At 70.5% G+C, this 13,185-nt stretch carries 8 protein-coding genes; 4 read left to right on the plus strand and 4 right to left on the minus strand.

The window, feature by feature from the left end; translation table 11 throughout:
- Window positions 1-8: 8 nt before the first annotated feature.
- The gene (locus R2B67_RS22770; RefSeq protein WP_317820642.1) at window positions 9-1,196 is read right to left on the minus strand and encodes a winged helix-turn-helix domain-containing protein; all 1,188 of its coding nucleotides are present in this window, start codon (window positions 1,194-1,196) and stop codon (window positions 9-11) included.
- Between the two features lie 78 nt (window positions 1,197-1,274).
- Window positions 1,275-1,886, minus strand: a complete 612-nt coding sequence (locus R2B67_RS22775) for a GNAT family N-acetyltransferase (RefSeq protein ID WP_317820643.1) — start codon at window positions 1,884-1,886, stop codon at window positions 1,275-1,277.
- 239 nt (window positions 1,887-2,125) lie between these two features.
- Here R2B67_RS22775 and secA point away from each other — a divergent pair, with 239 nt between their 5' ends.
- Entirely contained in the window at window positions 2,126-4,942 is a 2,817-nt protein-coding gene (secA, locus tag R2B67_RS22780) for a preprotein translocase subunit SecA (RefSeq protein WP_317820645.1), read from the plus strand.
- A gap of 110 nt (window positions 4,943-5,052) precedes the next feature.
- On the opposite strand, the gene R2B67_RS22785 is transcribed toward secA, so the two are convergent.
- A complete protein-coding gene (locus tag R2B67_RS22785) occupies window positions 5,053-5,508 on the minus strand; it encodes an Rv3235 family protein (protein WP_317820646.1) in 456 nt (151 codons plus the stop codon).
- Window positions 5,509-5,783: 275 nt separating this feature from the next.
- On the opposite strand from R2B67_RS22785, the gene R2B67_RS22790 reads away from it, so the two are divergent.
- Together R2B67_RS22790 and R2B67_RS22795 are read left to right on the plus strand one after the other, a co-directional pair.
- Window positions 5,784-6,290 carry a DUF6912 family protein gene (locus R2B67_RS22790; protein WP_317820647.1) on the plus strand — a complete coding sequence of 169 codons (507 nt, stop codon included), beginning with the start codon at window positions 5,784-5,786 and terminating at the stop codon, window positions 6,288-6,290.
- Window positions 6,291-6,343: 53 nt separating this feature from the next.
- Complete coding sequence (locus R2B67_RS22795) at window positions 6,344-7,021, plus strand: HAD family hydrolase (protein ID WP_317820648.1); 678 nt, start codon at window positions 6,344-6,346, stop codon at window positions 7,019-7,021.
- 129 nt (window positions 7,022-7,150) lie between these two features.
- Here the strand turns inward: R2B67_RS22795 and R2B67_RS22800 are convergent, their stop codons facing one another.
- The gene (locus R2B67_RS22800) at window positions 7,151-7,726 is read right to left on the minus strand and encodes a DJ-1/PfpI family protein (RefSeq protein ID WP_317820649.1); all 576 of its coding nucleotides are present in this window, start codon (window positions 7,724-7,726) and stop codon (window positions 7,151-7,153) included.
- A 414-nt stretch (window positions 7,727-8,140) separates the two neighbouring features.
- On the opposite strand from R2B67_RS22800, the gene R2B67_RS22805 reads away from it, so the two are divergent.
- Window positions 8,141-13,153 (plus strand): NAD-glutamate dehydrogenase, encoded by a 5,013-nt coding sequence (locus R2B67_RS22805; RefSeq protein ID WP_317820651.1) that lies wholly within the window; start codon window positions 8,141-8,143, stop codon window positions 13,151-13,153.
- The last annotated feature ends 32 nt before the right edge of the window (window positions 13,154-13,185 follow it).

Below are 13,185 nucleotides of genomic sequence, written 5' to 3' on the forward strand. Positions count from 1 at the left end.
CCGGCCCCTCAGCGGTAGGCCCGTTGCAGCGCCCGGCCGATCTCGTCCCTGAGCGGGTCGCGCAGCTCCGGGGCGTCGATCCGCTCCAGCCGGATGTCCGTACAGCCCACCCAGGCCGTCGCCTCCACCAGGGCCTCGGCCATCGGGACCACCGCCTTCGGACCGGCCAGGGACGCCTGCCGGGCGATCAGCGTGGTGCCCTCGCGCGCCGGGTCGACGCGGCCCTGGAGCTTCCCGCCCGCCAGCAACGGCATCGCGAAGTAGCCGTGGATCCGCTTCGGCTTGGGGACGTACGCCTCCAGCCGGTGCGTGAAGCCGAAGATCCGCTCGGTGCGCGCCCGCTCCCAGACCAGCGAGTCGAACGGCGACAGCAGCGTCGTACGGTGACGGCCGCGCGGCTCCGTCGCCAGCGCCTCGGGGTCCGCCCAGGCGGGCTTGGCCCAGCCCTCCACCGCCACGGGGACCAGGCCCGAGTCCGCCACCACCTCGTCGAACTCCTCGCCCCGCAGCCGGTGGTAGTCCGCGATGTCGCTGCGGGTGCCGACCCCCAGGGACTTGCCCGCCAGCGCGACCAGCCGCCGCCGGCACTCGGTATCGCTCAGGTCGTCGTGGAGCACGGCGTCCGGGATGGCGCGCTCGGCGAGGTCGTAGACCCGCTTCCAGCCGCGCCGCTCGGTGCAGACCACCTCGCCGTACATCAGGGCCCGTTCGACGGCGACCTTGGAGGCCGACCAGTCCCACCACTCCCCGCCGTTTTTCGCGCCGCCGAGCTCGGTCGCCGTCAACGGGCCCTCGGCGCTCAGCTGCTTGATCACCGTGTCGTAGGCGCCGTCGGGCAGATCGTGGTGCCAGTGCGGGCGGGCGCGGTAGGCGCGGCGGCGGAACGCGAAGTGGGGCCACTCCTCGACGGGCAGGATGCACGCGGCGTGCGACCAGTACTCGAAGGACCGGCCGCCCGACCAGTACGCCTCCTCCACCGTGCGCCGGCCGACCGCACCGAGCCGGGCGTAGGGGATCAGCTCGTGCGAGCGGGCCAGCACCGAGATGGTGTCCAGCTGGACGGCGCCGAGGTGGCGCAGCACCCCCGGCACCCCTGCCCTGCGGTCCGGCGCCCCCAGGAAGCCCTGGGCGCGCAGCGCTATGCGGCGGGCCTGGTCGGCGGAGAGTTCGACTGCGGGAGGAGGCACAGGCGTCATACGTGGAACCCTAGACGGCACCACTGACAACGGGTGAGGGGATCCGGCCACGGCCGCACCCTCCACCCTCGCCCCGCCTCACCGCCCGGAGTCCGGGACTCCACCGGGCCGTTCGGCGTGCCGCTCGGGCAGATACGGGTGGGCGCCGGGCAGCCCCAGGTCGGACGGGAGCAGCGCCGCCGTCCAGGCGTCGCGCCGCACCCCCTTGTTGAGCAGCCCGGACCGCTGGTCGCCCTCCAGATGGAACCCCGCGCGCAGGGCGACGGCACGGGAGGCCAGGTTGCCGATCTCGGCCCGCCACTCCAGCCGGTCCGCCCGGAGCGCGCTGAAGGCCCAGCGGGCGGAGCCGAGCACCGCCTCGGTGACGTACCCGCGACCGCGGTGCTCCTTGGTGGACCAGTAGCCCACCTCGTACGTCCCCGGACGGCTGCGGCGGTCGATGGAGAGCGCCCCGACGAGGGTCCCGGTCTCCGGCAGCACCAGGGCGAAGCTGTACGCGGAGTCGTCCCGCCACCCGGCCGGGGCGAGCTGGGCGATGAACAGTTCCGCGTCGGTGAGCCGGTACGGGGAGGGGATCACCGTCCAGCGCTGGATGTCCGGGTCCTGGCAGGCCGCGTGCACCTTGTAGGTGTCCTGCGGGCCGAACGGCCGCAGGAGAAGGCGTCGCGTGGTGAGAGTGGTCGGCTCCATACAGTGATTCTCATGAGCCGGGAGCCGCGATGCGAGCACTTTCGGGGCTTCCCGGCACCTTCCGAGCCTCTCAGCCGTTGTCCCTGGAGGGTGCGGCGAGGTCCACGCGGCGGCAGCCCTCCCGGCGCGGTGGGGTCCTCGCTTACGATGGCCGTTGCGGTGGGGCCCACCTGCCGTGCCCGCGCCAGCGTCCATCACACGACCAGTGCCAGGCCCGACCGGCAAGGAGACCAGCCTCAGTGTCCGTCTTCAACAAGCTCATGCGTGCAGGCGAAGGCAAGATCCTGCGCAAACTGCACCGCATCGCGGACCAGGTCAGCTCCATCGAAGAGGACTTCGTCAACCTCTCCGACGCCGAGCTGCGGGCGCTCACCGACGAGTACAAGGAACGGTACGCGGACGGCGAGAGCCTGGACGACCTGCTCCCCGAGGCGTTCGCCACGGTCCGCGAGGCCGCGAAGCGCGTCCTCGGACAGCGCCACTACGACGTACAGATCATGGGCGGAACCGCCCTGCACCTCGGCTATGTGGCCGAGATGAAGACCGGTGAGGGCAAGACCCTCGTCGGTACCCTGCCCGCGTATCTCAACGCGCTCTCCGGCAAGGGCGTGCACCTGATCACGGTCAACGACTACCTCGCCCAGCGCGACTCCGAGATGATGGGCCGGGTCCACAAGTTCCTGGGCCTGACCATCGGCTGCATCGTCTCCAACATGACGCCGGCGCAGCGCCGCGAGCAGTACGCCTGCGACATCACGTACGGCACGAACAACGAGTTCGGTTTCGACTACCTCCGCGACAACATGGCGTGGTCCAAGGACGAGCTCGTCCAGCGCGGCCACAACTTCGCCGTGGTCGACGAGGTCGACTCGATCCTGGTCGACGAGGCCCGTACGCCGCTGATCATCTCCGGCCCGGCCGACCAGGCCACCAAGTGGTACGGCGACTTCGCCAAGCTGGTCACGCGTCTCACCAAGGGTGAGGCGGGCAACCAGCTCAAGGGCATCGAGGAGACCGGCGACTACGAGGTCGACGAGAAGAAGCGGACCGTGGCCATCCACGAGGCCGGTGTCGCCAAGGTCGAGGACTGGCTCGGCATCGACAACCTCTACGAGTCGGTCAACACCCCGCTCGTCGGCTACCTGAACAACGCCATCAAGGCGAAGGAACTGTTCAAGAAGGACAAGGACTACGTCGTCATCGACGGCGAAGTCATGATCGTCGACGAGCACACCGGCCGTATCCTCGCCGGCCGCCGCTACAACGAGGGCATGCACCAGGCGATCGAGGCGAAGGAAGGGGTGGACATCAAGGACGAGAACCAGACCCTCGCCACGATCACCCTGCAGAACTTCTTCCGCCTCTACGACAAGCTCTCCGGCATGACCGGTACGGCGATGACCGAGGCCGCCGAGTTCCAGCAGATCTACAAGCTCGGCGTGGTGCCGATCCCGACGAACCGGCCGATGGTCCGGGCCGACCAGTCGGACCTGATCTACCGCACCGAGGTCGCCAAGTTCGCGGCCGTCGTCGACGACATCGCGGAGAAGCACGAGAAGGGCCAGCCGATCCTGGTCGGCACCACCTCGGTCGAGAAGTCCGAGTACCTCTCGCAGCAGCTCTCCAAGCGCGGTGTCCAGCACGAGGTCCTCAACGCCAAGCAGCACGACCGGGAGGCGACGATCGTCGCCCAGGCCGGCCGCAAGGGCGCCGTCACGGTCGCCACGAACATGGCCGGCCGAGGCACCGACATCAAGCTCGGTGGCAACCCGGACGACCTCGCCGAGGCGGAGCTGCGCCAGCGCGGACTCGACCCGGTGGAGAACGTCGAGGAGTGGGCGGCGGCTCTGCCCGCCGCGCTGGAGTCGGCCGAGCTGGCCGTGAAGGCGGAGTTCGAAGAGGTCAAGGAGCTCGGCGGGCTGTACGTGCTCGGCACGGAGCGGCACGAGTCGCGCCGTATCGACAACCAGCTGCGCGGTCGTTCCGGCCGTCAGGGCGACCCGGGCGAGTCCCGCTTCTACCTGTCGCTGGGCGACGACCTGATGCGCCTGTTCAAGGCCCAGATGGTCGAGCGCGTGATGTCGATGGCGAACGTCCCGGACGATGTGCCGATCGAGAACAAGATGGTCACCCGTGCCATCGCCTCCGCCCAGTCGCAGGTCGAGCAGCAGAACTTCGAGACGCGTAAGAACGTCCTGAAGTACGACGAGGTGCTCAACCGGCAGCGCGAGGTCATCTACGGCGAGCGCCGCCGCGTTCTGGAGGGCGAGGACCTCCAGGACCAGATCCGGCACTTCATGGACGACACGATCGACGACTACATCGCGCAGGAGACCGCCGAGGGCTTCGCCGAGGAGTGGGACCTGGACCGGCTGTGGGGCGCCTTCAAGCAGCTCTACCCGGTGAAGGTCACCGTCGACGAGCTGGAGGAGGCGGCCGGCGACCTGGCGGGCGTCACCGCCGAGTTCATCGCCGAGTCGGTCAAGAACGACATCCACGAGCAGTACGAGGAGCGCGAGAAGACCCTCGGCTCCGACATCATGCGTGAGCTGGAGCGGCGCGTGGTCCTCTCCGTGCTGGACCGCAAGTGGCGCGAGCACCTCTACGAGATGGACTATCTCCAGGAGGGCATCGGCCTGCGGGCCATGGCGCAGAAGGACCCGCTGGTCGAGTACCAGCGCGAGGGCTTCGACATGTTCAACGCCATGATGGAGGGCATCAAGGAGGAGTCCGTCGGCTACCTGTTCAACCTGGAGGTCCAGGTCGAGCAGCAGGTCGAAGAGGTTCCCGTGCACGACGCGGCCGAGCGCACCTCGCTCTCCAAGGAGGGTGCTCCCGCCGCGCGTCCGGAGATCCGCGCCAAGGGCCTGGAGGCCCCGCAGCGTCCGGACCGGCTGCACTTCTCCGCCCCCACGGTGGACGGCGAGGGCGGTGTCGTCGAGGGCGACTTCGCCACCGACGGTGCGCAGTCCGGTTCCTCGGACGGGCTGACGCGTGCCGAGCGCCGCAAGGCGCAGAAGAGCGGTGGCGGCGGCGGTCGCCGTCGCAAGAAGTAGCACCAGCAGCGCCGCATCGGCCGGGGCCGGACACCGCAGGGTGTCCGGCCCCGGCCGCTTTGTGGGCGCCACCTGCCGCTTTGTGGGTTCCACCGGCCGCGTTGTGGGCGTCACCGCGGCCCCGGACCGGTGTTTCCGGCCGGGACGAGGCGTTCGCCGCCCAGCTCCACGGCCGCGCAGCGCCAGCGCTGGTCGGGGCCCTGCTCCAGGCGGAAGGCCATGGCCTGGACCCGGTCGCCCGCCGCGATGCTGGCGAACGCCTCCACCACCCCGGTGGCGGGCTGGGCGCCGTGGCAGTGGCGCAGGACCGGGCGGTGGCCCCGGGTGGCCCCGAGCGGGGTGCTGGGGGCCAGTTCGGCGAGCTGGTCGTAGGCGTCGCCGATGGTGTGGCCGAGCATCCAGTGGACCGGGCGCTGGCCGCTGAGGACCGCGAGCAGCCGTTCGGCGAACCACTGGTGGGGCCGCGGCGGGCGGTGCGGCTGGAGCCGTCGGGACCGCTGCGGAGGTACGGCCTGGGGCCGGCGCTGGTCGCGGCGGTTGGTAGGCCTTGTGCTGTTCATGCTCATGTTCGACGCCCCCGTGAACCGGGCCCGGAAATACCGGGCGGTAACTTGTGCTGGGGATCTTCTACGGGGACGGCCGACAACACCGCAAGGGGCTCCCGTGCCCGGTCAGGGGCTCGGCGGGATTCACCTATCCGGGGTGCGGGCCAGGTGCCGCAAGGGCCGGCGCGGGGGTGACGGAGCGTCGTGGGTGGACGTGGGCCCCCGGTTGCCGAAACCCGAAAGGGGACGGTCCCCACGTATCCTGAAGGCGTTTCCGACTACGAAAGCGGCCTGCCATGCGCGTGTACGTCCCCCTGACCCTCTCCGGTCTCGCAGCGGCACACGCGTCCGGTGAGGTCGGCCCGGGGCCGCTGACGGCCTACGCGGTCACCCCCGGGCTACGCGAGTGGTACGTCTCCGACGACATCGAGGAGCTGGAGTACGCGGCGCTCAACCGGGCCGCCGCCGCCTCTCTCCGGCTGATCGCCGGGGCCCCGGACGAGGCCCGGCGCCGGATCGTCGTCGCCGTCGACGTCCCCGACGGGGCCGCCACCGCCGACCCCGACCACGGGCTGAGCGCGGCCTCGCTCGGCGAGGTGCGCCTCGCCGCCGCCCTGCCGCTGGCCAAGGCCGCCGCGGTGCACGTGGACGCCGACGAGGCCGAGAAGGACGTGGCGGCGGCCGCGGCGGCCCTGGGGGCGGCGGACCTCGGCGACGACGACGCGCAGTTCACGGTGGACGGGGCGGAGGACCACGAGCTGCTCTGGTTCGGTGTCCAGGAGATTCCGCAGCTCATCGGCTGAAGCTCACAGGCCGAGGCCTCGGCGTTGTCAGACCCGGCGGGTACTTTTTCTGTATGACACCCGGGAAGACACGCACGCATCTGGTCTGGGACTGGAACGGCACACTGCTCGACGACATCCACGCCGTCATCCACGCGACGAACGCCGCGTTCGCCGAGGTGGAGCTGGCGCCGCTCACGCTGGAGCAGTACCGGGAGATGTACTGCGTGCCCATACCCCGCTTCTACGAGCGGCTCCTGGGCCGGCTGCCCACGGAGGCCGAGTGGGAGCGGATGGACGACATCTTCCACCGGTACTACGCGGAGCGCCGGGTCGCCTGCGGGCTGACCGCCGGGGCGGAGGACCTGCTGGCGCAGTGGAAGCTGGCCGGGCACAGCCAGTCGCTGCTGAGCATGTACGGGCACGAGCACCTCGTGCCGGTCGTGCGCGGGTACGGGATCGAGTCGCACTTCGTCCGCGTGGACGGGCGGACGGGGCCGTCGGGCGGGAGCAAGGCGCTCCACATGGAGCGCCACTTCGAGGCGCTGGCCGGGGTGGGCGGGATATCCCCGGAGAACTCGGTGGTCATCGGGGACGCGGTGGACGACGCGGTGGCGGCGGCGCATGTGGGGGCGCGGGCGGTGCTGTACACCGGGGGGTCGCACAGCCGGAGCAGTCTGCTGGCGGCGGGGGTGCCGGTGGTGGACAGCCTGGGGGAGGCGGTTGCCCTGGCGGAGACGTTCTCCGCGTGACGGCCTGAAGGACGTCCTCAAGCGCCGGACAGGCTGAAAAGATGTCCTCAAACGCCGGACGGGCTGGATCTTGCCGGGCGAGCTGGTTCGGTTCGGTGGCTGGGCAACTGGGCGCGTGAAAAGACGTCCTCAAGCGCCGGACGGGCTGGATGAGCGCAGCACCTTCAGGAACTCGCGCATCCAGGCCGGGTGGTCCGGCCAGGCCCTTGACGAGATCAGGGGGCCGTCCACCACCGCCTCCGTGTCCTGGAACGTCGCGCCCGCGCTCTGCATGTCCGGCTCCAGGGCGGGGTACGCCGTGACGCGGCGGCCGCTCAGGTTGCCGGTGGCGGCGGTGATCAGGGGGCCGTGGCAGATCTGGGCGACCGGGCGGTCGGCGGAGAAGAAGGCGCCGATGATCTTGCGCAGTTCGGCGTTGTTCCGGAGGTACTCGGGGGCCCGGCCGCCGGGGATCACCAGGGCGATGTACGCCCCGGGGTCCACCTCGGAGAAGGCCAGGTCGGCGGGGAAGGTGTAGCCGGGCTTCTCCGTGTACGTGTCGTAGCCGGGCTCGAAGTCGTGGACCACGAAGCGCAGCGTCTTGCGTTCGGGGGCCGCGATGTGGACGTCGTACCCCTCCTCCAGCAGCCGCTGGTAGGGGTAGAGCACTTCGAGGGACTCGGCGGCGTCGCCGGTGACGATGAGGATCTTCTCGGGCTCAGGCATGGTGCGCTCCTCGGGGCTCTCGGGACCTGCTCGCGTCCCCCGGTATCAGGTTGCCCCCGTTCCGTGCATGCGCCAAGGCGATACGCCGCACTGTCCGAAGTGTCAAAGTTCGATGTCTTCTTTTGTACACATGCGGCTCATGACGGGGTGGGGTGCGGGGGCGATAGCCTGGTGCCGTGATCAGCGCGATACGCCTCGGGGGCAGCGAAGCCCCCGGCCGCCGCCCGGAGTGCCACCGCACCCGGGCGATCCGCGATCTCCCGACCCCGGACCGGCCGTCACAAACGGCCCATGTGGTCCCGGGTGACTCTCGAAGCGGCATAGCGTCGACCCAGACCGGAAACCCCGTGTCGTGGCGGTACGTCGTTTTTCTCACCTACGTCACGCAACGGCGCGCGACAGGAGCCAGAGGACATGCAGACCAAGCTGGACGAAGCCAAGGCCGAGCAGCTCGCACGGGCCGCCCAGGTAGCTGACCACAGCCCGGGCGGTGGTGTCGGTGGCCCGGGCGGTATTCCCCGGGTGCGGGTCGCCGCCTCCGGGGCCGACGAGGACGCCCGTCCGGGTCAGGACGCGGTGCTCGCCTACCTTCAGCGCTACTACCTGCATACGGCTCCCGAAGACCTCGGCGGCCGGGACCCGGTCGATGTCTACGGCGCCGCCGCCTCGCACTACCGGCTGGCCGAGAACCGCCCGCAGGGCACCGCCAACGTCCGCGTGCACACCCCGACCGTCGAGGAGAACGGCTGGACCTGCAGCCACTCCGTCGTCGAGGTCGTCACCGACGACATGCCGTTCCTGGTGGACTCCGTCACCAACGAGCTGTCCCGGCAGGGCCGCGGCATCCATGTCGTGATCCACCCGCAGGTCACCGTCCGCCGCGACGTCACCGGCAAGCTCATCGAGGTCCTCTCCGGCGGCCCCGGCACCCCGAAGACCTCCAAGGGCCGCAAGGACAAGGGCGGCAAGGACGCCCCGGCCGAGCTGCCGCACGACGCGCTCGTCGAGTCCTGGATCCACGTCGAGATCGACCGCGAGACCGACCGCGCCGACCTCCAGCAGATCACCGCCGACCTGCGCCGCGTCCTGTCCGACGTACGGGAGACCGTCGAGGACTGGGGGAAGATGCGCGACGCCGCCCTCCGGATCGCCGACGACCTGCCGGGCGAGCCGCTGGACGACCTCGCCGACGAGGAGGTCGAGGAGGCCCGCGAGCTGCTGCGCTGGCTGGCCGCCGACCACTTCACCTTCCTCGGCTACCGCGAGTACGAGCTCAAGGACAGCGACGCGCTCGCCGCCGTACCCGGCACCGGGCTCGGCATCCTGCGCTCCGACCCGCAGCACAGCGAGAGCGAGGACCACCCGGTCAGCCCGTCCTTCGACCGGCTCCCCGCCGACGCCCGCGCCAAGGCCCGCGAGCACAAGCTCCTCGTCCTGACGAAGGCCAACAGCCGGGCCACCGTGCACCGGCCCAGCTACCTCGACTACGTCGGCGTGAAGAAGTTCGACGCCAAGGGCAACGTCGTCGGCGAGCGCCGCTTCCTCGGCCTCTTCTCCTCCGCCGCCTACACCGAGTCCGTGCGCCGGGTGCCCGTCATCCGCCGCAAGGTCGCCGAAGTGGTGGAGGGCGCCGGGTTCTCGTACAACAGCCACGACGGCCGCGACCTGCTCCAGATCCTGGAGACCTACCCGCGCGACGAGCTGTTCCAGACGCCCGTCGATCAGCTCCGCGACGTCGTGACCTCCGTCCTCTACCTCCAGGAGCGCCGCCGGCTGCGGCTCTACCTGCGCCAGGACGAGTACGGGCGCTACTACTCGGCGATCGTCTACCTTCCGCGCGACCGGTACACCACCGGCGTACGCCTGCGGTTGATCGACATCCTCAAGGAGGAACTCGGCGGCACCAGCGTCGACTTCACCGCCTGGAACACCGAGTCGATCCTCTCCCGGCTGCACTTCGTCGTCCGGGTCCCCCCGGGCACCGAGCTGCCGCACCTCACCGACGCCGACGCCGACCGCATCGAGGCCCGCCTCGTCGAGGCCGCCCGCTCCTGGGCCGACGGCTTCGGCGAGGCGCTCAACGCCGAGCTGGGCGAGGAGCGCGCCGCCGAACTCAACCGCCAGTACGGCCACTCCTTCCCCGAGGGCTACAAGGCCGACCACTCGCCGCGCTCCGCCGTGGCCGACCTGGTCCACCTGGAGACCCTGAAGGAGGGCGAGAGGGACTTCGCCCTCAGCCTGTACGAGCCGGTCGGCGCGGGCCCCGGCGAGCGCCGCTTCAAGATCTACCGGACCGGCGAGCAGGTCTCCCTCTCCGCGGTCCTCCCGGCGCTCCAGCAGCTCGGTGTCGAGGTCGTCGACGAGCGTCCGTACGAGCTGCGCTGCGCGGACCGTACGCACGCCTGGATCTACGACTTCGGGCTGCGGATGCCGCAGACCAACGGCCACACCGGCCACCTCGCCGACGACGCCCGCGCCCGCTTCCAGGAGGCGTTCGCGGCGGTCTGGAAGGGCGAGGCGGAGAACGACGGCTTCAACGCGCTGGTGCTGGGCGCCGGGCTGAACTGGCGCCAGGCCGTGGTGCTGCGCGCCTACGCGAAGTACCTGCGGCAGGCCGGATCCACGTTCAGCCAGGACTACATGGAGTCCACCCTCCGCAACAACGTCCACACCACCCGGCTGCTCGTCTCGCTCTTCGAGGCCCGGATGTCGCCCGGCCGCCAGAGCGCGGGCACGGAGCTCACCGACGGGCTCCTGGAGGAGCTGGACGGGGCCCTGGACCAGGTCGCCTCGCTCGACGAGGACCGGATCCTGCGGTCCTTCCTCACCGTCATCAAGGCGACCCTGCGCACCAACTTCTTCCAGAACGCGGAGGACGGCACCCCGCACTCCTACGTTTCGATGAAGTTCGACCCGCAGGCCATCCCGGATCTGCCCGCGCCCCGCCCGGCGTTCGAGATCTGGGTCTACTCGCCGCGCGTGGAGGGTGTCCACCTGCGCTTCGGCAAGGTCGCCCGCGGCGGGCTGCGCTGGTCGGACCGGCGCGAGGACTTCCGTACGGAGGTGCTCGGCCTGGTCAAGGCACAGATGGTGAAGAACACCGTCATCGTCCCCGTCGGCGCCAAGGGCGGCTTCGTCGCCAAGCAGCTCCCGGACCCGTCCGTGGACCGGGACGCCTGGTTCGCCGAGGGCATCGCCGCCTACCGCACGTTCATCTCGGCGCTGCTGGACATCACCGACAACATGGTGGCCGGCGAGGTCGTGCCGCCCGCCGGCGTCGTCCGTCACGACGAGGACGACACCTACCTCGTCGTCGCCGCCGACAAGGGCACCGCGAGCTTCTCGGACATCGCCAACGAGGTCGCCGTCGCGTACGGCTTCTGGCTCGGCGACGCGTTCGCCTCCGGCGGCTCGGCCGGCTACGACCACAAGGGCATGGGCATCACGGCGCGCGGTGCCTGGGAGTCCGTCAAGCGGCACTTCCGGGAGCTGGGCCACGACACCCAGACCGAGGACTTCACCGTCGTCGGCGTCGGCGACATGTCCGGTGACGTGTTCGGCAACGGCATGCTGCTCTCCGAGCACATCCGCCTGGTCGCCGCCTTCGACCACCGGCACATCTTCATCGACCCCACCCCGGACGCGGCGACCTCGTACGCCGAGCGCCGCCGCCTCTTCGACCTGCCGCGCAGCTCCTGGGCCGACTACGACACCGACCTGCTCTCCGCGGGCGGCGGCATCCACCCGCGCAGCGCCAAGTCGATCCCGCTGAACAACCACATCCGCGAGGCGCTCGGCATCGACGCGTCGGTGAGCAAGATGACGCCCGCCGACCTGATGCAGACCATCCTCAAGGCCCCCGTCGACCTGCTGTGGAACGGCGGCATCGGCACGTACATCAAGGCCGTCTCCGAGTCGAACGCCGACGTCGGCGACAAGGCCAACGACGCGATCCGCGTCAACGGCGAGGAGCTGCGGGCCAAGGTCGTCGGCGAGGGCGGCAACCTCGGCGCCACCCAGCTCGGCCGCATCGAGTTCGCCCGCAACGGCGGCCGGATCAACACCGACGCGATCGACAACAGCGCCGGTGTGGACACCTCCGACCACGAGGTGAACATCAAGATCCTGCTCAACGGACTCGTCCGGGACGGCGACATGACCGTCAAGCAGCGCAACAAGCTGCTCGCCGACATGACCGACGAGGTCGGCGCGCTCGTCCTGCGCAACAACTACGCGCAGAACGTCGCCCTCTCCAACGCCTCCGCCCAGGCGCCCTCCCTGCTCCACGCCCAGCAGCGCTTCATGCGGCGGCTGGAGAAGGACGGGGCGCTGGACCGGGCGCTGGAGTTTCTGCCCGCCGACCGGCAGATCCGTGAGCTGCTCAGCAACGAGACGGGGCTCAGCCAGCCCGAGCTGGCGGTGCTGATCGCCTACACGAAGATCACGACGGCGGACGAGCTGATCTCGACCGTCCTGCCCGATGACCCGCACCTCCAGAAGCTGGTGCACGCCTACTTCCCGAGCCAGCTGCGCGAGCGGTTCCCCGAGGCGGTCGACGGGCACGCGCTGCGCCGCGAGATCATCACGACGGTGCTGGTCAACGACACGGTGAACACCGCCGGTTCGACCTTCCTGCACCGGCTGCGGGAGGAGACCGGGGCGTCGATCGAGGAGATCGTACGGGCGCAGTTCACGGCCCGGGAGATCTTCGGCCTCGCCCAGGTGTGGGACGCGGTCGAGGCCCTGGACAACCAGGTCGCTGCCGATGTCCAGACCCGGATCCGGCTGCACTCGCGGCGACTGGTGGAGCGCGGTTCGCGCTGGCTGCTGGGCAACCGGCCGCAGCCCGTCGCCATCGCGGAGACCATCGCGATGTTCCGGGACGGGGTCGAGCAGGTCTGGAACGAGCTGCCCAAGCTGGTGCGCGGTGCCGACCTGGACTGGTACCACTCGATCCTGGACGAGCTGACCGCCGCCGGGGTGCCGAGCGAGCTGGCGGGCCGGGTCGCCGGGTTCTCCTCCGCCTTCCCGGCGCTGGACATCGTCGCGATCGCGGACCGGACGGGCAAGGACCCGCTGGAGGTCGCCGAGGTCTACTACGACCTGGCGGACCGGCTGCGGATCACCCAGCTGATGGACCGGATCATCGACCTGCCGCGGGCCGACCGCTGGCAGTCCATGGCCCGCGCCTCCATCCGCGAGGACCTGTACGCGGCGCACGCCGCGCTCACCTCGGACGTGCTGAGCGTGGGCGACGACTCGGCCACGCCGGAGGAGCGGTTCGGGGCGTGGGAGGAGAAGAACGCGGCGATCCTGGCGCGGTCGCGGTCGACGCTGGAGGAGATCCAGGGGTCGGACGCGTTCGATCTGGCGAATCTGTCGGTGGCCATGCGGACGATGCGGACGTTGTTGCGTACGCACGCTTAGGCGGTGGCCGTACGGGGGTGAGGGGGCCGGGG

The organism is Streptomyces cyaneofuscatus (assembly GCF_033109485.1).
Classification (GTDB): Bacteria; Actinomycetota; Actinomycetes; order Streptomycetales; family Streptomycetaceae; genus Streptomyces; species Streptomyces cyaneofuscatus.